Source organism: Mesorhizobium sp. B2-4-6, from assembly GCF_006442775.1.
GTDB lineage: Bacteria > Pseudomonadota > Alphaproteobacteria > Rhizobiales > Rhizobiaceae > Mesorhizobium.
This window is the reverse complement of the sequence record NZ_VFVI01000010.1, coordinates 43,501-62,395: the sequence shown is the minus strand read 5'-3', so window position 1 is coordinate 62,395 and position 18,895 is coordinate 43,501. Positions and strand designations below refer to the sequence as shown.

19 protein-coding genes are annotated in these 18,895 nt (G+C 63.5%); 10 read left to right on the top strand and 9 right to left on the bottom strand.

Features of this window, described 5'->3' with window-relative positions; all coding sequences use genetic code 11:
* Positions 1 to 174: 174 nt before the first annotated feature.
* Both FJ957_RS22820 and FJ957_RS31905 read left to right on the top strand, forming a co-directional pair.
* Positions 175 to 549 (top strand): hypothetical protein, encoded by a 375-nt coding sequence (locus tag FJ957_RS22820; RefSeq protein ID WP_246685936.1) that lies wholly within the window; start codon positions 175 to 177, stop codon positions 547 to 549.
* Between the two features lie 32 nt (positions 550 to 581).
* Positions 582 to 746: a hypothetical protein gene (locus FJ957_RS31905; protein WP_181180677.1), complete on the top strand. Its 165-nt coding sequence runs from the start codon at positions 582 to 584 to the stop codon at positions 744 to 746.
* A 70-nt stretch (positions 747 to 816) separates the two neighbouring features.
* Here the strand turns inward: FJ957_RS31905 and FJ957_RS22815 are convergent, their stop codons facing one another.
* Positions 817 to 1,518, bottom strand: coding sequence for a response regulator transcription factor (locus tag FJ957_RS22815; RefSeq protein ID WP_140835092.1), 702 nt, complete (start codon positions 1,516 to 1,518; stop codon positions 817 to 819).
* 94 nt (positions 1,519 to 1,612) lie between these two features.
* On the opposite strand from FJ957_RS22815, the gene FJ957_RS22810 reads away from it, so the two are divergent.
* Both FJ957_RS22810 and FJ957_RS22805 read left to right on the top strand, forming a co-directional pair.
* Positions 1,613 to 2,341 (top strand): response regulator transcription factor, encoded by a 729-nt coding sequence (locus tag FJ957_RS22810; RefSeq protein ID WP_246685935.1) that lies wholly within the window; start codon positions 1,613 to 1,615, stop codon positions 2,339 to 2,341.
* 152 nt (positions 2,342 to 2,493) lie between these two features.
* Positions 2,494 to 4,602, top strand: coding sequence for an ATP-binding protein (locus FJ957_RS22805; protein ID WP_181177706.1), 2,109 nt, complete (start codon positions 2,494 to 2,496; stop codon positions 4,600 to 4,602).
* A 348-nt stretch (positions 4,603 to 4,950) separates the two neighbouring features.
* Here FJ957_RS22805 and FJ957_RS22800 read toward each other — a convergent pair whose 3' ends face one another.
* On the bottom strand, positions 4,951 to 5,361 hold the full coding sequence (locus FJ957_RS22800) for a hypothetical protein (RefSeq protein WP_140835091.1): 411 nt from the start codon (positions 5,359 to 5,361) through the stop codon (positions 4,951 to 4,953).
* A gap of 66 nt (positions 5,362 to 5,427) precedes the next feature.
* Here FJ957_RS22800 and FJ957_RS22795 point away from each other — a divergent pair, with 66 nt between their 5' ends.
* Both FJ957_RS22795 and FJ957_RS22790 read left to right on the top strand, forming a co-directional pair.
* Positions 5,428 to 5,811, top strand: coding sequence for a hypothetical protein (locus tag FJ957_RS22795; RefSeq protein WP_140835090.1), 384 nt, complete (start codon positions 5,428 to 5,430; stop codon positions 5,809 to 5,811).
* Between the two features lie 27 nt (positions 5,812 to 5,838).
* Positions 5,839 to 7,041: an aromatic ring-hydroxylating dioxygenase subunit alpha gene (locus FJ957_RS22790; RefSeq protein WP_140835089.1), complete on the top strand. Its 1,203-nt coding sequence runs from the start codon at positions 5,839 to 5,841 to the stop codon at positions 7,039 to 7,041.
* 43 nt (positions 7,042 to 7,084) lie between these two features.
* Here FJ957_RS22790 and FJ957_RS22785 read toward each other — a convergent pair whose 3' ends face one another.
* Positions 7,085 to 8,503 (bottom strand): aminotransferase, encoded by a 1,419-nt coding sequence (locus FJ957_RS22785; protein WP_140835088.1) that lies wholly within the window; start codon positions 8,501 to 8,503, stop codon positions 7,085 to 7,087.
* 291 nt (positions 8,504 to 8,794) lie between these two features.
* On the opposite strand from FJ957_RS22785, the gene FJ957_RS22780 reads away from it, so the two are divergent.
* The 3 genes from FJ957_RS22780 to FJ957_RS22770 are packed head-to-tail and all read left to right on the top strand — an operon-like array spanning position 8,795 to position 11,641.
* Entirely contained in the window at positions 8,795 to 9,712 is a 918-nt protein-coding gene (locus FJ957_RS22780) for an ABC transporter permease (RefSeq protein ID WP_140835087.1), read from the top strand.
* Positions 9,709 to 10,530 carry an ABC transporter permease gene (locus tag FJ957_RS22775; RefSeq protein WP_140835086.1) on the top strand — a complete coding sequence of 274 codons (822 nt, stop codon included), beginning with the start codon at positions 9,709 to 9,711 and terminating at the stop codon, positions 10,528 to 10,530. The genes FJ957_RS22780 and FJ957_RS22775 overlap by 4 nt, the downstream gene beginning before the upstream one ends.
* 37 nt (positions 10,531 to 10,567) lie before the next feature.
* Positions 10,568 to 11,641 (top strand): ABC transporter ATP-binding protein, encoded by a 1,074-nt coding sequence (locus tag FJ957_RS22770; RefSeq protein ID WP_140835085.1) that lies wholly within the window; start codon positions 10,568 to 10,570, stop codon positions 11,639 to 11,641.
* On the opposite strand, the gene FJ957_RS22765 is transcribed toward FJ957_RS22770, so the two are convergent.
* Positions 11,642 to 12,601 (bottom strand): SDR family oxidoreductase, encoded by a 960-nt coding sequence (locus FJ957_RS22765; protein WP_140835084.1) that lies wholly within the window; start codon positions 12,599 to 12,601, stop codon positions 11,642 to 11,644.
* An 81-nt stretch (positions 12,602 to 12,682) separates the two neighbouring features.
* On the opposite strand from FJ957_RS22765, the gene FJ957_RS22760 reads away from it, so the two are divergent.
* On the top strand, positions 12,683 to 13,552 hold the full coding sequence (locus FJ957_RS22760) for a helix-turn-helix transcriptional regulator (protein ID WP_181177707.1): 870 nt from the start codon (positions 12,683 to 12,685) through the stop codon (positions 13,550 to 13,552).
* On the opposite strand, the gene FJ957_RS22755 is transcribed toward FJ957_RS22760, so the two are convergent.
* The 5 genes from FJ957_RS22755 to FJ957_RS22735 all read right to left on the bottom strand — a co-directional run bounded on the left by FJ957_RS22755 (position 13,539) and on the right by FJ957_RS22735 (position 18,665).
* Positions 13,539 to 14,840 (bottom strand): flavin monoamine oxidase family protein, encoded by a 1,302-nt coding sequence (locus FJ957_RS22755; RefSeq protein WP_140835083.1) that lies wholly within the window; start codon positions 14,838 to 14,840, stop codon positions 13,539 to 13,541. The genes FJ957_RS22760 and FJ957_RS22755 overlap by 14 nt on opposite strands.
* The gene (locus FJ957_RS22750; protein ID WP_140835082.1) at positions 14,837 to 15,913 is read right to left on the bottom strand and encodes an extracellular solute-binding protein; all 1,077 of its coding nucleotides are present in this window, start codon (positions 15,911 to 15,913) and stop codon (positions 14,837 to 14,839) included. The genes FJ957_RS22755 and FJ957_RS22750 overlap by 4 nt, the downstream gene beginning before the upstream one ends.
* Before the next feature lie 116 nt (positions 15,914 to 16,029).
* Positions 16,030 to 17,112 carry an ABC transporter substrate-binding protein gene (locus tag FJ957_RS22745; RefSeq protein WP_140835081.1) on the bottom strand — a complete coding sequence of 361 codons (1,083 nt, stop codon included), beginning with the start codon at positions 17,110 to 17,112 and terminating at the stop codon, positions 16,030 to 16,032.
* A 65-nt stretch (positions 17,113 to 17,177) separates the two neighbouring features.
* Positions 17,178 to 17,843, bottom strand: a complete 666-nt coding sequence (betI, locus tag FJ957_RS22740; protein ID WP_246674403.1) for a transcriptional regulator BetI — start codon at positions 17,841 to 17,843, stop codon at positions 17,178 to 17,180.
* A 27-nt stretch (positions 17,844 to 17,870) separates the two neighbouring features.
* Positions 17,871 to 18,665 (bottom strand): class I SAM-dependent methyltransferase, encoded by a 795-nt coding sequence (locus FJ957_RS22735; protein ID WP_140835079.1) that lies wholly within the window; start codon positions 18,663 to 18,665, stop codon positions 17,871 to 17,873.
* Between the last annotated feature and the right edge of the window lie 230 nt (positions 18,666 to 18,895).

Genomic DNA, 18,895 nt, shown 5'->3' with positions numbered 1-18,895 from the left:
TTCTCGAAGTTAACAGAGAAGGTGCCGGAATTGAGTCCGTCGCAAGCAGCAGGCTCGCTTCACCTTGCAACCAAATCGTATGTTGCAACGCAAACGAAAGCGCTTTTCATCCTTAAGTGAAAGCAGGGCGGCCAATTTCGAAACCGATTTGCAACAAAGTGCATCTCTGGCGGCATGATGCGGATACAGGCCGGCGTCAGATTTGACGCAACGGGAACAGACATCTGCAAACGAAAACTCCGCTCCTGGCTTCTCAGGATCAGTGTCGCGGCGATCGTGCTCGGCGCCGGCTCGGCAGCCGGCAACCCGGCGACGACGCTGGCGGCGACGACGTCCGGCGAGGTTTCGACGCTGCACATGGCTCTGTTCATCGCCACGGTCTGGATTGTCTCCAGCCTGCGCGTCCACCGGCTGAAGGCCCTCTGGCGGGTTGGCCTTCGGCTGATGAGGACACGCGGCCCCTCCGGCGACTTGCTGCCGAGAGGACCGAAGGCCCGCGCCGCAGCGGGGGGCTCCGTCAGCGGCGCGGGCGCTTCGGGAGTTTCCTGAAGCACCGACGATTTCGAGATTTGGGTTTGAAGATGAAGACGAAATTTGCCGCTTCTGTGCTTTACGCGCTGCTTTACGCGCAGGGTCTGCTCGGCTTCGCCGCGCTGGCGACGGTGTTGCTCAAGGAGCGCGCCAAGGCCGAGATTACCGCCAGCGCCGACCTTCCGTCCGGCCCCTCTGTCATCGTGGTGCGCTGACGCCGGGCGTCGGATCCAGAATGACCACCGCGTGGGAAAGCCGATGCTCAAACGCCTCGCCGATCGGAGCTTACCCGTTGCGTCGGACCGGCGGATCGAAACGATAGCCGGCGCCCCTGATGGTGGTGATGGTCTCGGTGTCGAGCTTGCGGCGCAGCCGCACGATGCGCGAGTCGATCGAACGGTCGAATGCGTCGGCATTCTCGGCCGGCGCCGCGGCAATGATGTCGTCGCGCGTCAGCACCTTGCGCGGGCTCGCCAGGAACAGCCTGAGCAGCGCCACCTGCCCCGGAGAAAGCTGATCCTCCGAGCCCGAGCGATGCATCACCATGGCCGACCGCAGATCGACGGTGGCGTTTTCCAGCACGATCAGTTCGCCGCCTGCCCTGCCGCGCCTGGCCAGCAGGCCACCGATACGCGCGGCAAGCTCGCGCACGTTGAGCGGGCTTTCGATGACGTCGGCAGCACCCAGCTCGAGTGCCAGCACCTTGTCGACAAGGTCGCGCGGCCGGCAGATCAGGATGAAGTCGGGGCCGCCCCCGCCACCCCCGCCTTGGCCGCCGTAACGCCTGAGCAGTTCGCGGCCCTCGGCCTGGGTGACGTCGTCGCCGACGATCACGACATCGATGCCGCCGGCCGAAAGCAGCGTCTCCGCCTCCCAGGGTTGGCGCGCCTGGCGCACATCGTGCCCGCGCCGGTCGAGATGATCGGCGAGATCTTTGGCCACCACCTCGGCAACGGACACAAGCGCAATGACGGATCGTGCTGCCATTTTCTCCACCCCCGCCACAGACAACCCGAGATGAGTGCTGGACATCATGTTTATACCCAATCTACTTTCCGCTGAAAGCGGGAGCGAGCGCGTCGTGAAGGCACGCATCATCGTCGTCGAGGACGAACCGGATCTGAGGGAGGCTGTAGCCGAATATCTCGGCGCCAGCGGCTATGACGTCGTCACGGCCGACAATGCGGCCGTGGCGCGCGCGCTGTTCGAGGCGCAGTCCTTCCACCTCGCCATCCTCGACATCGCCATGCCTGGCGAGGACGGGCTGTCGCTCGGCCGCTGGCTGCGCTCGAAGACGCAGATCGGCATCATCTACGCCACGGCCGCCGGCACCGCGCTCGACCGCATCGTCGGGCTGGAGCTCGGCGCCGACGATTACATCGTCAAGCCGTACGAATTGCGCGAGGTGCTGGCGCGGGTGCGAAGCGTTTTGCGCCGCGTGCCGCGGCCCGCCGAGCCGCAGGCGGCGATGGCCGAAACCGGCAATCGCCGCTTCATGAATTTCGGCGGCTTCCAGGCCGATTTCGACGGCCGTCTGGTCATCGGCGCCAACGGCGCGGTCATCGAGATGGCCAAGAGCGAGTTCGACGTGCTCGAGGTTTTCCTCACCCGCGCCAACCGGCTCCTGACGCGGGCGGCGATTTCGGAAGCGATCGGCTTCGTTGAGGATCCGGAGTCCTCGCGCGCCGTCGACATCCGCATCATGCGGTTGCGAAAGAAGATCGAGGCCGACCCCGCCAATCCAAGATTCCTGCGCACGGTGCGCGGCGAAGGCTATATCTTCTCGCTGCCGAGCGGCGACGCCAATTAGAGCAATTCCGGGAATGGCATGAAACGGCCGGCTCGGCGCCTTGGCCATAGCCTTCCGTCCGGAATTGCGTCAAAACAAAGCGATAGTGCGGTTCGCCGTTTCCGAGCAACGGAGAGGGCTCTGAACGACCGACGTCCGGGCCTGGAATGACCATGACTGCTGATGCAGCACGCACCGATATGCATGGCTCGCGTCCGGGCGGCGCCGCGATGGCGGCCGTCCACGTCGTGCGCCGCCTGCGCGAGGCAGGCGACTGGCAGCGCGAGATGGACGACATATTGGGGACGATGTGCCGCAAGATGGACTGTCATCGCGGCATCCTCTTCCGCCTGCGTGAATTGCCGGGCCAAGGCTTTGCCCAGTCCGTCGCCGCCTATTGGATCGACCCGGATTTCGGCGGCGAGCTGGCCTCGCCCACCGTGATCGTGCAGTCGATCATCAACTCGGATTCCTTGCTGGAGCGGCTGCAGGAAGACGAGCGGCAAGGCAAGATCTTCTCCGGCTACACGCGCGACCTCGACGGCTTCCTGCGGGCCGACTTCGAGAAGCAGAGCATCAAGTCGTTCCTGTCCGTCTCCGTTTTCGCGCATGGCCACCTTTGGGGCACGCTGGCCATCAACGATTGCATCGCCGAGCGCGAATGGACGGATGAGGAAGAGGCGACGCTGCACATCATCGCCTTGGCCATCGGCGACGCCATCGAGCGCTCGCCATCCGAGGCGCATGCCAGCGAGGTGATCCGCCGCACCATGCTGCAGGCCTCGCTCGACGCCATCATCGTCATCGACGAGACGGGTTCGATCATCGAGTTCAATCCGGCCGCCGAGAAGATGTTCGGCTTCCAGCGCAGCGCGATCCTCGGCAAGGACCTGCTCGATACCATCGTTCCGGTATACTACCGCAAAGGCTATGCTTCCGGCGCCGAATACATGGCCGGCCGCGGCGCGCCGATGGTCGGCCAGCGGCTGGAGACCGTCACGCAGAACGCCGCGGGCGAGATTTTCCCGATCGAGCTGACGGCGACCGAGATGCGCGTTGCCGATCGCCGCCTGATCTTCGGCTCGATCCGCGACCTGCGCGAAAAGCTGCAGGCCGAGGAGGAGATCAACCGCCAGCGCGAGAAGCTGCACCAGAACGAGAAGATGGCGGCGATGGGCTCGCTGCTTGCCGGCGTCTCGCATGAGCTCAACAACCCGCTGGCGGTGGTGGTGGCGCAGTCGACGCTGCTGCATGAATTCGCCGGCGACCCGCAGACCAAGGTGCGCGCCGAGAAGGTGCGCGCCGCCGCCGAGCGATGCGGTCGCATCGTCAAGAGCTTCCTGTCGATGGTGCGCCTGCACCCGACCGAGCAAGCCGAGACGGATCTCAACCAGGTGGTGCGCTCGGCGCTCGAGGTCACCGCCTATGGCGCGCGCTCCAGCGGCATCATCATCGACACCGATTTCGCCGGTGGGCCACTGCTAGCCATGGCGGATGCCGACCATGTCACCCAGGTTGCCGCGAACTTCTTGATCAATAGCCAGCATGCGCTGGCCGGCGTCGAGGGGGAACGGTGCATCAAGGTGCGGACTTTCCGCGGCGAGCGCGGCAATCCGGGCTTCTCCGTCGAGGACAACGGCCCCGGCATTCCTGAGGCGATCCGCTCGCGCATCTTCGAATCCTATTTCACCACCAAGCCGGTCGGCGTCGGCACCGGCATCGGCCTGTCGATCTCGAAATCGATCGTCGAACGCCACAACGGCAACATCTGGTTCGAGGAAGTCGAGCCGCACGGCGCGCGCTTCGTCGTTCATCTGCCGGCGATCGCCGGTGAGGCGGCAAAGGCCGGCGAGAGTGCCGTACGCTCGAGCGGACTGCGCCATGCCTTGATCATCGACGACGAACCCGACGTCGCCGGTTCGCTTTCAGATATATTGGAGCTGATGGGCCTGAAGTCACGCGTCGTGGCAAGCTGGACGTCCGCCGCCGACGTGCTGGACGGCCATATGCCGCCCGACATCGTCTTTTCCGATCTGCGCATGCCGGGTACCAGCGGCATGGCGATCTACCGCGAACTGCTTTCCCAGCGGCCCGCGCTGGCCAAGCGTTTCGTGCTCGTGACCGGCGACATGATCGGCGCCAAGGCGGAGATCGAAGCGCTACCGCCGCTGCAGCGCCCGCAGATCCTGGAGAAGCCTTTCTCGACGCTCGACGTCCGCGGCATCCTCTCAACCATCGCCGACGAGGTCGCCGCCGCAGCCGACAACGGCGCCCACATTTGAACCGACCGGTCCGAGGCAAGAACAAGATCGCAAAGGTGTGGCCGAGTGTTGCCCTCGCGCCGCCACAGGGTCTGTTGAGATTCAGGTCAGGCCGAGCCGAAAATGATGGCTACCGAGAACCGGCCTATGCCGGCCGTAGCCTTCATAGAGCGGAGACACTTATGATGGTTTCGGCCGGCGAAGGCCGGAGTGGAGCGTCCTTGCAGTATGTGAGCACCGGAAGCGCAGAAGCCCGCTGTTTGCAGGCCGGTCCCACCTGAATATCAATAGACCCGAAAAAAGAGGCTCCCGACCGACGATGCGGCGGGAGCCTGACTCGAGCGCAGGAGGGTGCGCTCAGGGGAGGTCTTAAAAGACGTTCGGCGTGTTGGTGAGCGGCGCGGCGTTGGCGATCATGCGCACCGCGCGTTCCCTGTGCTGGCCGGACTGCTCGGCGATGGCGCGCAGGCAGTCGACGCTCTCGGCGCCCCAATTCTGGCCCTTGCAGGCAAAGTCGATCAAAGGTTCCGGCAGGCGAGCGGTCTTGAGCGTGGTCTGGGCGCCCTCGATGACATTGACTGGCGGATTGATCGAGGCGAAAGCCGGACCTGAGGCGGGTGCCGCCAGCATGGCGACAAGGGCGCAGGCGCCGATCAGCATTAACATCGCCATCGGATGGTCGCTGGCGCGCTGGCGCAGCGCAAGCTTCGGCCGGCGGTCATTGCGTTCCGGCACATCAAGGCGGCGATTGGCGTCGGCGACGCGGGCTTTCGCAAACATCGTTGTTCCCTTCGTTATCTTTCTTTTTGCTATGAAACGAACATAATCGCACCGAGTAACAGCCGGATGATCGGCGGTGGCAGCCTGTGTAACAGGATTGAAACAGGCGCCGGACGCGCCGGCATCCCCAATCCGCGGCAACCGCTCGACGGCCATCGAAGCTGGTCGACGCAGATATGCGCCTGTCGCGCGGGGCCGACTGTAAGCAGCCTCACACAGCAATACCTGAATCGAGCGCGTCGCCGCTGTCTGCCGCACGCCCGTGACCCGTCGAAACAGGCCTTCTCCGAGACGGGCATCCGCCTTCTGAATTGCCGTTCCGCTTCCTCGATTAACACCCGGATTTTCCGGTATTTTTCCGGCTTAGGCGAGGTCAGACTTGTCGCCATGAAATTTCCATATCTCCGCAAGCCATTGCATTTCAATGAAAAATATGCTTATATTGAATGAGTATTCAACAAAAAGAAGAGCATGCCCATGAACCCGCACCTCCGTGACGTGGCGATCCCCAATGATTGGGACCGGCGGGGTTTGCCGGGGTGGAGTTACCATTCCAACGCCCTTCTCGAGCTCGAGAAGGAATATGTCTTCCGCAATCACTGGCAGATCGCCGGCCATGTCTGCGACGTGCCCAACGCTGGTGACTACCTGACCATGGACGTCGTCGGCGAGCGCGCGCTGATCGTGCGCGGCAACGACGGCGTCGTGCGCGCCTTCAACAATATGTGCCGCCACCGCGGCAGCCGCGTCGTCGCCGACAGCCAGGGCACCTGCAAAAACGCTCTGGTGTGCCCGTTCCACGGCTGGGTCTACAATCTCGACGGCACGCTGCGGGGCGCCGCCCGTCCGCGCTCCTTCCCCGAGCTCGACAAGACCGAGTTCGGCCTGATGCCGCTCGACCTCGAAATCTGGATGGGCTTCATCTTCATCCGCCTCCGTTCAGGCGGTCCGCAGCCTTCGGTGGCCGAGCTTCTGAAGCCGATCGAAGCCGAGATGGCGCATTACAATATCGCCGACATGGTGCCGTCCTGGGGCATATGGACCCAGAAATCGCCGGTCAACTGGAAGTCGGTGCGCGACGTCGACAATGAAGGTTATCACGTCGCCATGGCCCATCCCGCGCTGCAGGACCTCTATGGCGCGACCTATGTCGACGAACCCTTCATCAACGGCGTGTCGCGGTCCTTCGCCACCTACAATCCGCATGCCGGCCGGCGCTGGAGCGTGCGCGAGTACATCAAGCTCGCGCCCGAGGCCACGCATCTGCCGGAACATCTGCGCAAGGCATGGATCTATTACGGCATCTTCCCCAACAACGCGCTGTCGATCATGCCGGAATCCGTCCAGTTCTATCAGGAGTTCCCGCTGTCGACCGGTGAGACGCTGCTGCGCGGCGCGGTCTACCGCTACAAGGACGAGAGCAGGGAACAGGCGGCCGCGCGCTACCTCGCCTATCGCATCGACCGCGACACGATGAACGAGGACGTGCAGCTTTCCGTGTGGTCGAACGAATCCATGCTGTCGGAAGCCTTCGAGGGCTTCTATCTCTCCGACCTCGAATATGGCGTGCGCACCCACCACGACCATCTGCGCAAGCAGGTCCCGGTTCTCGGCCTGGAAACCGCGCCCGAGGAAAAGGACATGTGGGGGCTGAACGACGCGCTGCGGTCGAGGGGATGAGGCTCTTCCTTCTCCCCGTTCCACGGGGAGAAGGAAGATAAGGTTACCCCCGCCACGCGCCCTCTTTCCGCAAATCGTCCATCGTCCGCGAAATCCCTTCGCGCAAAATCGCCACCATGTCGTCGACCTGCTCGCGGCTGATGATCAGCGGCGGCGACATCACGCACATGTTGATCAGCGGCCGCACCAGGAGGCCAAGCTCGTGGCAATGCGCATCGATGCGTTTTCCCACATCCTTGTCGAGCTGCAGCGGATCCTTGCTTTCGCGGTCGGCGACGCATTCGACGCAAGCCATCATCCCCATGCCGCGCACCTCTCCGACCAGCGGCAATTCTTCCAGCGTCTTCAGCCGCGCCTGGAAATAGGGCGCGATCTCGCGCGTATGGGCAAGCACGCCCTCTTCCAGCAGGTCGAGATTCTTCAGCGCCACCGCGCAGCCGATCGGATGGCTGGTGTAGGTGAGGCCATGGCCGAACAACGCGTCGGGATGGTTGGAGCGCCGCAGCTCTTCCAGCAGCCGCTCGGAGATGATGACGCCGCCGAGCGGGAAATAGCCCGATGTGACGCCCTTGGCGAAGGTGATCATGTCCGGCTCGATGCCGAACATATCGCCGGAGGCAAAGACATGGCCGAGCCGCCCGAAGCCGGTCACCACCTCGTCCGAGACATAGAGGATATCGTTCTCGCGACAAATCTCGCGAATGCGCTTGAGATAACCGTCCGGCGGCACGATGACGCCTCCGGAAGCCTGCACCGGTTCGCCGACAAAGGCGCCGATCCGGTCGGCGCCGACACGCGCGACGGTGTCGCGGAACTGGTCGACCAGGAAATCGGTGAAGGCGGCAACGCCCATGCCTTTCGGGCGCCGGAACGGATCGGGCGAGGACAGCTTGACCACCAACTCGTCGGCGCCGTCCATCCAGTCGCGGTCGCGCGGGCGGCCGTTGAGCGAGGCCGACAGATAGGTCGAGCCGTGATAGGCGCCGCCGCGGCTGAGGATGAGCTTCTTCTCCGGCCGTCCGCGCACATTGTTGTAGAACTGCATGAAGCGCAGCGCCGTCTCCACCGCCGACGAGCCGCCGGTGGTGAAGAAGGTGTGGCTGAGGTCGCCAGGCGCCGCATCGGCGATGCGCCGGGCAAGCTCGGCCGAGGGCGCGTTCATCGTGTACCATGGCGTGTTGTAGGAGAGCGCCATCGCTTGGTCGTACATGACCTTAGCCAGTTCCTCGCGGCGATGGCCGACATTGATGCACCACATGCCGGCCGGGCCGTCGATCAGGCGCTTGCCGGAGCCGTCGGTGATGTAGATGCCGTCACCCTCGCCGATCAGCGCGCGGGCTTCGTTGCCGACCGAGCCGGCATAAGGCCAAGGCTGCACGAGGTGGCGCTTGGCGAGCTCGACCGCATCGCCATCGCCGGGCTCGATGAGTTCGCCTGCCTTGATCTTGCTTTGAGCCGCCATTTTCGCCTCGCATTGCCAGAGTTGTCAGATTTTCGTCGGATATCAAACGGCATGGAAAACCATGGAAATTCGGCTTTTCATCACTTCATTTTGAATATCCGTTCAATCAATATCGCAGAAATAGCGCTTGATTTCAATCGGCGGATGCGCTCATGATGAAAGAAAGCCGGCAAGCTAGGAGCGATCGCGCTCCGAGCATAAATCGGGAACAGGCGGCCGGCGTCACGAATGGGAAGGCCGCATGGCGGGACAGTCCGAGCCAGCTACCGAAATCACGCCCGGAGCGCTGCAATGACGGCGGCGGCGGAAGGGACGCCCCCGCTGCGCATGGCGGGACCGAGACGAAGTCCCTTTCTGCAATCGGAAGCCGTCCAGGGCTTTGCCCTGATCAGTCCGACCTTCGTTTATGCCCTTATTCTTCTCGTCCTGCCGATCCTGGTCGTCATCGCGCATTCCTTCTGGACGCAGAACTATCTCACCATCGACCACACATTCACGCTGGAGAATTACCGGATCGCGCTGACCGAGCCGATCTACCGCGACCTGCTCTGGCGCTCGCTCTACATCTCGCTGACGGTCAGTCTGCTGACCGTGGCGCTTGCCTACCCGATCGCCTATTTCATTTCCTTCCATGGCGGCCGCCACAAGAGCCTGTGGCTGTTCCTCATCACCATCCCGTTCTGGACCAGCTACCTGCTGCGGGTGATGTCGTGGAAAGTGATCCTCGGCTATAACGGCGTGCTCAACTCCGGCCTGATGGGCCTCGGCATCATCCAAGAGCCATCGGATGCGCTGCTCTACAATTCCACCGCCGTCATCATCACGCTGACCCATGCCTGGGCGACCTTCGCCATCCTGCCGATCTTCGTTTCGCTGGAGAAGGTCGACCGGACCCTGGTCGAAGCGGCGACCGACCTCGGCGACGGGCCGCTGCGCTCCTTCCTGCGCGTCACCTTGCCGCTGTCGGCGCCCGGCGTCATCTCGGCGGCGCTGATCGTCATGATCCCGACCGTCGGCGACTACGTCACGCCGAAACTGGTCGGCGGCAAGGACGGCGTGATGATCGCCAACGCCATCCAGGCGCAGTTCGGCAAGGCGTCGAACTGGCCGCTGGGTGCCGCGCTCTCCGTCACCACCATGATCATCGTCTCGCTGATGGCCGGCGCCACCGTGCTGGTCTTCCGCGCCCTGCAGAGGCTGGCACGATGACGGCGATAAGACGTTTCTTGCCCGGTTGGCTCTCGAGTTACGCCGTCCTCTATCTGCTTTTCCTTTATCTGCCGGTGATCTTCCTGCCGATCTTCTCGATCAATACGGCAGCGACGCCGAAATTCCCGCTCTCGGGCGTCACGCTGCACTGGTATGAGGACCTGCCGCGCACGCCGGCGCTGATCGACGCCACCTGGAACAGCCTGATCGTCGGCGTCTCCGCCGCGATCCTGTCAACGGTGCTGGGCATCCTCGCCGCCCGCTCGATAACCCGCTACCGTTACCCGGGTCGCGGCGCCATCAACGGGCTGATCATGGCGCCGCTGGTGCTGCCGGAGGTAATCGTCGCCATCTCGATGCTTTTGGTCATGCTGCAACTGGGCCTCAGCCTGTCGCTGTTCACCGTCGTGCTCGGCCACGTGCTGGTCTGCATTCCCTATTCGATGACCGTGCTGACCTCCGGCTTCGAAGGCTTCGACCGCAGCCTGGAGGAGGCTTCCGCCGATCTCGGCGAGAGCGCCTTCGGCACCTTCTGGCGCGTGACGCTGCCGATGGTCGCGCCGGCGATCATCTCCAGCCTGCTCGTCTGCTTCACGATCTCGCTCGACGAATTCATCATCGCCTTTTTCCTCACCGGCACCGAGGCGACGCTGCCGATCTACATCTGGGGCCAGTTGCGCTTCGCGGCCAAGCTTCCCGGTGTGCTGGCGCTCGGCACCTTGCTGCTCTTTGCGTCCTTCCTGCTGATGACGATTGCCGAAATCCTGCGCCGCCGCGCGGCGAGACGCACCCAGAACGAGGGAGGCCTCTATGCTTGAGCGGGTCCAATCCGAACGTACCCAATCGGATCGCACCATGATCGAGATCCGCGACGTGACGCGCAGCTACGGCGCCTTCAAGGCGCTGGACAATGCCTCGCTGGCGATCAGGGAGGGCGAGTTCTTCTCCCTGCTCGGGCCCTCGGGCTGCGGCAAGACCACGCTCTTGCGCATGATCGCCGGTTTCGACACGCCGACCAGCGGCTCCATTGCCGTGGACGGCCAGCCGATGGACGGCATTCCCGCCAACCGCCGGCCGACCAACATGGTCTTCCAGAGCTACGCGATCTTCCCGCATCTCAATGTCGAGCAGAATGTCGCCTATGGGCTGAGGCGGCTGAGGCTCGACGCCGGCGAGGAGAAGCGCCGCGTTGAGGAAGCGCTGGCGCAGGTGTCGCTCACCGGTCTCGGCAAGCGTCGCGCCACCGAGCTTTCCGGCGGCCAGCGCCAGCGCGTCGCTTTGGCCCGGGCGCTGGTCATGCGACCCAAAGTGCTGCTCTTGGATGAACCGCTCTCGGCGCTCGACAAGAAGCTGCGCGAGCAGATGCAGGTCGAATTGCGCCGCCTGCAGCAGGCGGTCGGCATCACCTTCGTGCTGGTCACGCACGACCAGTACGAGGCCCTGGCCATGTCCGACCGCATCGCCGTGATGTTCGGCGGCCGCATCGCGCAGGTCGCTTCGCCTAAGGAGATCTACCAGCGCCCCGTCAACCGCAAGGTTGCCGACTTCCTCGGCGGCATGAATTTCGTCAAGGCCGAGATCGTCGAGGAGAACGGCGCTTCGCTCGTGCTCGACACGCTGGGCTTCGGCCGCGTCAAGACCGACAAGCCGAGGGCTTTCGTCCGCAATGGCGGCGCGGCGACGCTTGGCATCCGGCCCGAACGCCTGCGCGTCTTGTGGGACAATGCGACAGCAAAATTCGAGGTCGCCGGCAAGGTGGTCGAACGCCACTATTTCGGCGAGATCACCCATCTGATTGTCGAGATCCCGGGGCTGGAAAAGCCGCTCTCGGTCACCGAGACCAATGATTTCGGCGCCGACGACATCCCGGTCGGCACCTCGATCCGCCTCGCCTACGACCCAGAGGCTTTGGTCGCGATGTCGGATTAGTCAGGACCCTGGCGCAAAGTAGTGGGCGTCCATGTCGGCGAGCAGGCTCTCCTGTTCAGGAACCCAGCCGAGCGCCTGGCGAGTCCACTCGCTGGACGCAGGGTTATCGAGACCTACGAAATTGCTCAGAATTCCAAAATGCTTGGCCGCTTTGGCGGCGGGAATGCCGACGGCAGGCAGCCGGAGCCTGGTCGCGATCAAAGAAGCAATATCGCGAAACGGGATGCCGACCTCGCCAACCCCATGATATTTTGCGCCGCTGACGCCCTTTTCCAGGGCGAGCCGGAACAGCTTGGCTGCGTCGAGTCGATGCACCGCAGCCCATCGGTTGGCACCACTATCGATATAGGGAGAGACGCCCTTCTTACGGGCGGCTGCGATGATCTGCGCGGCAAATCCGCGATCGCCGAAGCCATGCACGGTCGGTGCCAGCCGGATGATGGAGGAACGGACGCCGCGCGCAATCAGGCTCAGGGCCGCCGCCTCGGAGAAAGAACGATTTGGGCTGTCCGACATATGGTCGTCGCTTTCCGTCGAAATCTTCCCTTGCGGCAGGAAGGCGACTCCCGACGTCACCACGAGGGGGCGCCCGGAACCTTCCAGGCCTGAGCCCAGAGCCAGGATCGCCCCGGACTCGGTTTCAGCAAGAATTCGCAGGAAGCTGGCGACGATACCTCCGTTGAGCGCCCCCGCGAACAGGCGCAGGCGTGTCGTCAAGCTCATGTGGGACAGGTCATGAATGAAAGCCGTGTGGATCACGGCATCGCATCGCGCGGCCGCGTCGCGAAGCAGATCGTGTTGAGCGAGCCTTCCCACACGCGCCTTCGCTCCCAGCTTTTTCAGCCTCTCTGCTCCGTCTGCCGTGGTGGTCAGTCCCGTGACCTGGTGTCCTGCGGAAACCAGTTCTTTGACGACGGCCGAGCCGATCCATCCTGTGGCGCCAGTGACAAACACACGCATGAGCAATGTCTCCAAATTTCGCTGGAGACACATGTCGTCGTTCGGATTATGATAGTAAAGTAGGGAGATTATGGTAGTAAAATGAATAACACCATAAGCAAGCATCCGGATATGGAGAACCGTCTTGGTACCTACCTCCGGGATCGTCGCGGCAAGCTCGATCCAGGCGCTCTCGGCTTCCCCGCCAAGCGCCGCACAAGCGGCTTGCGTCGTGAGGAAGTGGCGCAGCGGGCCAACATCAGCCCGACGTGGTACACATGCCTTGAACAAGGGCGCGGCGGCGCGCCTTCGCCGGACGTCCTCGACCGGATCTCGCGCGCGCTCATGCTGACGGATATCGAGCGGGAGCACCTTTTTCTGCTTGGCCTCGGCCGCCCGCCCGAGGTGCGCTACCGACGGGACGATGGTGTTACGCCACGACTGCGGCGCGTCCTTGAGGCGTTGGAGCCAAGCCCTGCGCTCATCCGAACGGCGACCTGGAACGTGGTCGCCTGGAATCGCGCCGCCACCGTTATGCTGGGCGATTACGGATCCCTGCCGCCGGATCAGCGCAATGTGCTGCGCATCGTCTTCCTCGACCCGCGCGTTCGCGCAGCGCAGTACGACTGGGACAGCATGGCGCGCCATCTGGTGGGGATGTTCCGTGTGGATGCCGCGCGTGCGGGGGCCGGAGCGGAAGCGGAGCCTCTTGTTGATGAACTCTGCCGGCTTAGCCCCGAGTTCAGGGCGATGTGGCACGACAACGATGTTCGCGGCGCATACGGCGAAGCTGTCAAGCACATACGCCACCCGACGCTCGGTCCGCTTGCCTTCGAGTATTCCTCTTTCGCCGTCGACGGCAGGCCGGACCTCAGCATGGTCGTCTACAATCCTGCGACTGAGGAGGATATGCGGAAAATCAGTTCGTCGATCGACATGACGCCGATATCCGGGGAGATCACGCTCGGCTAGTCCAAGAAGCTGAAGCCCCGTCGATGATTTTCTGCGCGGCGATGCGCCCCGCCACGATCGCGCCTTCGACATAGCCTGGAAATGACGGCGACAGTTCCGAACATGCAAAATGGACCGGCGGCGCGCCGGCAAGGATCACGCGCTCGGCATCGCGTGCGGTCACATCGGTGACGAGATCGCTATAGGCGCCGCCGCTCCAGCGGTCATGCGTCCAGTCTCGCACGCTGAAATCGACGATGTCGGCGGCCTGCGGGCCGAGCGCCTGGACAAGCCTCGCGGTGATTTCCGCCTGCAATGCCGCCTCGCCGAGCGCATGCCAACGCAGCGCCAGCGGCCCGCCGACAAAGACGACAAGCGCGACATGGTCGGCATCCTTGCTGGCGTCGCAGGCAAACAGCCCCGGCTGGTCGCGCCACATCACCATGCCGCTCAAGGTGCGCTCGCGCCAGAACGGCTTTGCGTAGCGCACCAGGATCTTGATCACCGCGCCGCTTTCCCAGACGCCGAGCGCGCCTGCGAGCGCCGCCGGCAGGGCAGGCACGAAATCGAGCTTCGCGGCCGTCGCCGGCGGCAAGGCGATCAGCGCCGCGCGCGCTTCGATCACACCGCGGGCCGAAACGATCCGAACGCCTTGCGGCCCATGCTCGACGCGCGCAACCGGCTCATTCAGCCGCAGCCGATCACCAAGGTCTGCCGCCAGATCGTCGGCCAGCGACTGCATCGTCTCGCGCAGGAAATACTGCAGCTCGAATACTTCGTTGGTGATGCGGCGATCATTGTCGATCAGGTACCACAGCGGCACCTTGTCCAGCGCCAGGCACCACAGGCCCTCGATCATAGAACGGAAGGCGGCCTTGGCGTCGGTCGTGTCTTTCTGGCGCTTGAGCCATGTCGCGACCGTCAGCCCAGCGATCGACGGATCGTCCGGCTCGATCCTGTTCATGCGCTCGCGGATCGCCATCGCGACCTGGTAGGTCCGCTCGGCCTCCTCGACCGACATCCACGGATGGGTGATGAACTCGCCTTCGATATAGGTCTCGACGAAAGTCTTGCCGCGCGCCTTGGCCAGCGCCATCAGCTCAGGCATGTCCTGGCACAGGAACTGGCCGCCGCTGTCGATCAGTTCGCCGAGTCCATTGCGGACAGCCTCCACCCTGCCACCGACGCGGTCGCGCGCCTCCAGCACAAGGAAATCGACGCCGGCGCGCTGAAAGTCGAGCGCGGCGGACAGGCCGGTGAAGCCGGCGCCGACGATGACGACGTCGGTTCTTTCGATGCTGCTGCTCAATAGCCGGCCTTGATCTTCTCAAACTCGGCGACCATGCGCTGCTTGAGGTCCGGCGCAATCGGCTGCTGGAACAGCGTCTTGTCGAGGAACTTGTCGAGATTGTCGAAGCCGCGTTCGGTGAGCAGCTTCTGGTCCATCGCCGCCATGCCCGCGCTGTTGCCGTGACCGTAGCCGAAGGTCTTCACCATATACTCCGAAACGCCCGGCGCGTTGACGGCGCTCAAGAAATCATAGGCCTGGTCAGGCTTGCCCGGCGCATCCTTGAGCAGCACATAGCCGCACACCCACGTTGAGATGCCTTCCTTGGTGTCGCGGTTCATGGCGATAGGCAGGCCCTGCCCTTTCAACGTCACATAGGTCTCGTTCCAGCCCCAGACCAGATCGACTTCGTTGCCCGTGAAAGCCTGGTTGAGGTCGGTGTCGTCGGTCCAGTAGAAGCGGATGTTCTTGTGCACGTCGCGCAGGAAGGCGGAGGCCAGTTTGAACTGCTCGTCGGTCATCTTGGTCCAGTCTTTCAGGCCGATGACCAGGCTCGCCAGCGCATAGGCGTCATCGACATTGTCGCCGATGGTGACGCGGCCCTTGAATTTCGGATCGGCGAAGATCTTCAGCGACTGCGCCTCGTCGGCGGTCACCTTGTCGGTGCGATAGAGCAGCGAAGTGTTGCCCCAGTCGAAAGGCATGAACCAGGCCTTGCCGTCGGCGGTGGTGGCGAGATCCTTCATCGCCATGATGCCTGGATTGAGGTCCTTCCAGCCGGCGATCTTCGAGGTATCGAGCGGTTGCAGCAACCCGGCCTCGCGCCATTTCACCACGCTTTGCGAGCAAGGATGCGCGATGTCGGCCTTGAAGCCGGCGCGCATCTTCTCGAAGGCCTCGTCCTCGTCGCCGAAGAAGGAAAAGATCGGCTCGGCGCCGTGTTTGGCGGCGTAGGCCGGATGCAGCAGCGGGTCCTCGTAGCCGGACCAGTCGAAGACGACGAGGTCGCCGCCGCCTTCGGCAAGCGCATAGGCAGTACCCGCGCCGACGGTGACGACGGCAGCCAAGGCAAAGCGGCGAAGCATGGTTTTCATGGCGCGAGAAACTCCCCCATCGCGGACATATCGGGAGAGGTTAGGAGAATTCCCGGGCTTTGGCGAGCCCGCCCACCTTGCTCTGCTTTGTAGTGAGCGGGCCGCTGAAGTCCGGCTCAATAGCCGGCTTTGATCTTCTCGAACTCGGCGATCATCTTGAGCTTGAGCGCGGACGGCACCGGCGACTGGAACAGCGTCTTGTCGACGAATTTTCCCACGTCGTCATAGCCCTTTTCCTTCAGGATCGCCGGGTCGACGCCGGCCATGCCCTTGGCATTGGCCTGGCCGTAGCCCCAATCCTTGACCAGCACCTTGGCGACTTCCGGATCGTTGACGGCGTTGAGATAGTCATAGGCCTTGTCGATGTTGCCGGGGGCGTCCTTGAACAGCACATAGCCGCACACCCAGGTCGAGATGCCTTCGTCGGTGTCCTTCTTGGACTTGATCGGCACGCCGGCGGCCTGCGACTGCACCGCCGCGTCGTTCCAGGCCCAGGCCAGATCGACCTCTCCGCCGGAGAGCAGTTGCACGACGTCGGTGGTGTCGGTCCAGTAGGAGCGGACATTCTTGTGCACCTGGCGCAGGAAGTCGGACGCCTGCTTGAACTGGTCGTCCGTCATCTTGGTCCAGTCCTTGAGCCCGATGGCGAGGCTGGCCAGCGCGTAGGCATCGTCGACATTGTCGCCGATCGAAACCTTGCCCTTGTATTTCGGATCGGCGAAGGCTTTCAGCGACTGCACGTCCTTTTCGGCGATCTTGTCGGAGTTGTAGGTGAGCTGGGTGTCGCCCCAGTCCCACGGCATGAACCAGGCCTTGCCGTCGGACGTCGTGGCGAGGTCCTTCATCGCCATGATGCCGGGGTTGAGATCCTTCCAGCCGGCGATCTTGGAAGTGTCGAGCGGCTGCAGCAGGCCCGCCTCGCGCCACTTCACCACGCTCTGCGAGCAGGGATGGCCGAGATCGGACTTGAAGCCGGAGCGGATCTTTTCGAACGCCTCATCCTCGTCGCCGAAGAAGGCGAAGGTCGGAGAGTCGCCGTTCTTCTCGACATATTTGCCGTGGAAGCTCGGATCCTCGTAGCCGGACCAGTCGAACACGATCAGGTCCTTGTCGGCGGCGACGGCGAACGCTGCCGCGGAGGCCGCGAGCGCGCCGCCAAGCGCCAAGGTCAGTGTCAGGCGTCGGCTGAATTTCTTCATGCTGTTCCATCCTCTTTTGGTTTTGCCGGTCTTGTTTGGCCGGCTGTTGCTAACCCCGGCTTTTGCTAGCCATAGTGTTTCGGGAAAGCGGCGGCCAAAAATGCATTCGCCGACTGCAAGGCCGTCTCCCGCGTCGTGTCCTCGGTGCCCATCATCAGCCGCAGCCACAGGCCCTCGAGCATGGCGCTGAGCGCCAGGGCGATGACCTGCGGGTCATAGGCGTAGCCGCCGCTCTGTTTGAGCGTCGTGCAGAGGTCGATGAAGACCTGCTGGTAATAGGCGTCGCGCGAACTGCTCAGCGCCTGGTAGGTCGGCCGCGACTTGGCCTCGCCCCAGAAGGCGAGCCAGGCGGCGAGCTTGCGCTTGTTGCAGATCGAGCGGTCGAAATCGGCCCATACCAGCTGCTGCAGTTGCCTTGCCGGATCGTCCCCCGCCTTCTGCAACGCAGCACGCCAATGCGCCGAATACTCGTCATACATATGCTGCAGCGTGGCGATCAGCAGCTTTTCCTTGCTCTCGAAATGGAAGTTGACGATGCCGCGCGACAGGCCCGCGCCGTCGGCCACGTCGGCCATCGTCGTTTCCGCATAGCCGCGCTTGGCCAGTGAATCGATCGTCGCCTCGATCAGCTGCAGCTGCCTGACCTCTTTCGAGGCCTTGCGGCCGCGCTTTTCGGCATCGCCTTTGCGTGCCGTTTCAGGGAGGGCGCCGCTCGCCTCTGCAGTCTTCATGGGTGTGACGGTCTCCAGCATCGCCGGCTATCCAACCGGCTTCCAACCGCGCAGATGAGTGGGGCGGTGCTCGCCACTGTCAAGCACCTTCTGCATCGCCTCCCAGGTCTTGATGTTCTTGTCGACATAGGCCGCGCCGACCGCCGCGGCGGCCTGTGCGTAGAGCGGTCCCTTGAGGCGCGCCAGTTCCTCCCGCGCGACCTCGCGGTACCATGGATTGCGGTCGCGGACGGCAATGTCGGTAAAGCCGGCGCGCCGCATCGCTTCGGCATAACGCGCCGGCGAGGCCATGGCGAAGGAGAGCCCCTCGACCGCGATATAGGCCTTCATCTGAGGCGACGGCTCGCCGTCATGCCCGATCATCCAGTTCGACGCCGCAAAGACCCCGCCGGGCTTCAGCACGCGAAAAATTTCGGCGAACAGCGCGTCCTTGTCCGGCACATGCAACAGCGCGTCCTTGGAGAAGACGACGTCGAAGGAAGCGTCCGTGAAAGGCAGCGGCCCCGGCGGCGCCTGGACGAAGCTGACGCGGTCTTCGAGACGTTGCCGGGCCGCCCCTCGCCTCGCCGTCTCGATCACCGGCTTCTCGACGTCGAAGCCGGTGGCTCGCGCCGCGCCGTGCCGCGCGGCCAGATGCAACGTGATGCCGCCGGTGCCGCAACCGACATCGAGGATCGTCTTGCCCTTGAGCGAGAGGCCTTCGACCACGCGGTCGACCTCTTCCGGGCCGCCCGGCGACAGGTAACCCTCGCCCCACAGCGCTTCGAGGAAGCGAATGGCGGTGTCGTCATATTCCGGCTCGGCGTCAGCCGTTTCGATCATCGGATCTTCAACCCCAAATGCCGATGCGGATCAGTCCAGAACGCGGGCAAAGCCTAGCGCATCAACGGGAAAACGCAACACCATTTGTTGAACATTCATTCAATATGGCTGGACAAAAAACTGTGATCCGTGCCAAATTCGGGCAATCGGGGAACAACACGTGCCGAGCAATTCCAGGAAAAGCGTGAAGCGGTTTTCCGTCCGGAATTGCGTAAAAACAAGAAGATAGG

Coding starts and splice junctions, on each gene's coding strand:
- FJ957_RS22795 (WP_140835090.1), top strand. CDS start 5,428: ATGATCGGCGGTGGCAGCCTGTGTAACAGGATTGAAACAGGCGCCGGA.
- FJ957_RS22750 (WP_140835082.1), bottom strand. CDS start 15,913: ATGAAAACCATGCTTCGCCGCTTTGCCTTGGCTGCCGTCGTCACCGTC.
- FJ957_RS22790 (WP_140835089.1), top strand. CDS start 5,839: ATGAACCCGCACCTCCGTGACGTGGCGATCCCCAATGATTGGGACCGG.
- FJ957_RS22760 (WP_181177707.1), top strand. CDS start 12,683: ATGAATAACACCATAAGCAAGCATCCGGATATGGAGAACCGTCTTGGT.
- FJ957_RS31905 (WP_181180677.1), top strand. CDS start 582: ATGAAGACGAAATTTGCCGCTTCTGTGCTTTACGCGCTGCTTTACGCG.
- FJ957_RS22770 (WP_140835085.1), top strand. CDS start 10,568: ATGATCGAGATCCGCGACGTGACGCGCAGCTACGGCGCCTTCAAGGCG.
- FJ957_RS22820 (WP_246685936.1), top strand. CDS start 175: ATGATGCGGATACAGGCCGGCGTCAGATTTGACGCAACGGGAACAGAC.
- FJ957_RS22735 (WP_140835079.1), bottom strand. CDS start 18,665: ATGATCGAAACGGCTGACGCCGAGCCGGAATATGACGACACCGCCATT.
- FJ957_RS22745 (WP_140835081.1), bottom strand. CDS start 17,112: ATGAAGAAATTCAGCCGACGCCTGACACTGACCTTGGCGCTTGGCGGC.
- FJ957_RS22775 (WP_140835086.1), top strand. CDS start 9,709: ATGACGGCGATAAGACGTTTCTTGCCCGGTTGGCTCTCGAGTTACGCC.
- FJ957_RS22780 (WP_140835087.1), top strand. CDS start 8,795: ATGACGGCGGCGGCGGAAGGGACGCCCCCGCTGCGCATGGCGGGACCG.
- FJ957_RS22765 (WP_140835084.1), bottom strand. CDS start 12,601: ATGCGTGTGTTTGTCACTGGCGCCACAGGATGGATCGGCTCGGCCGTC.
- FJ957_RS22815 (WP_140835092.1), bottom strand. CDS start 1,518: ATGGCAGCACGATCCGTCATTGCGCTTGTGTCCGTTGCCGAGGTGGTG.
- FJ957_RS22805 (WP_181177706.1), top strand. CDS start 2,494: ATGACTGCTGATGCAGCACGCACCGATATGCATGGCTCGCGTCCGGGC.
- FJ957_RS22800 (WP_140835091.1), bottom strand. CDS start 5,361: ATGTTTGCGAAAGCCCGCGTCGCCGACGCCAATCGCCGCCTTGATGTG.
- betI (WP_246674403.1), bottom strand. CDS start 17,843: ATGAAGACTGCAGAGGCGAGCGGCGCCCTCCCTGAAACGGCACGCAAA.
- FJ957_RS22785 (WP_140835088.1), bottom strand. CDS start 8,503: ATGGCGGCTCAAAGCAAGATCAAGGCAGGCGAACTCATCGAGCCCGGC.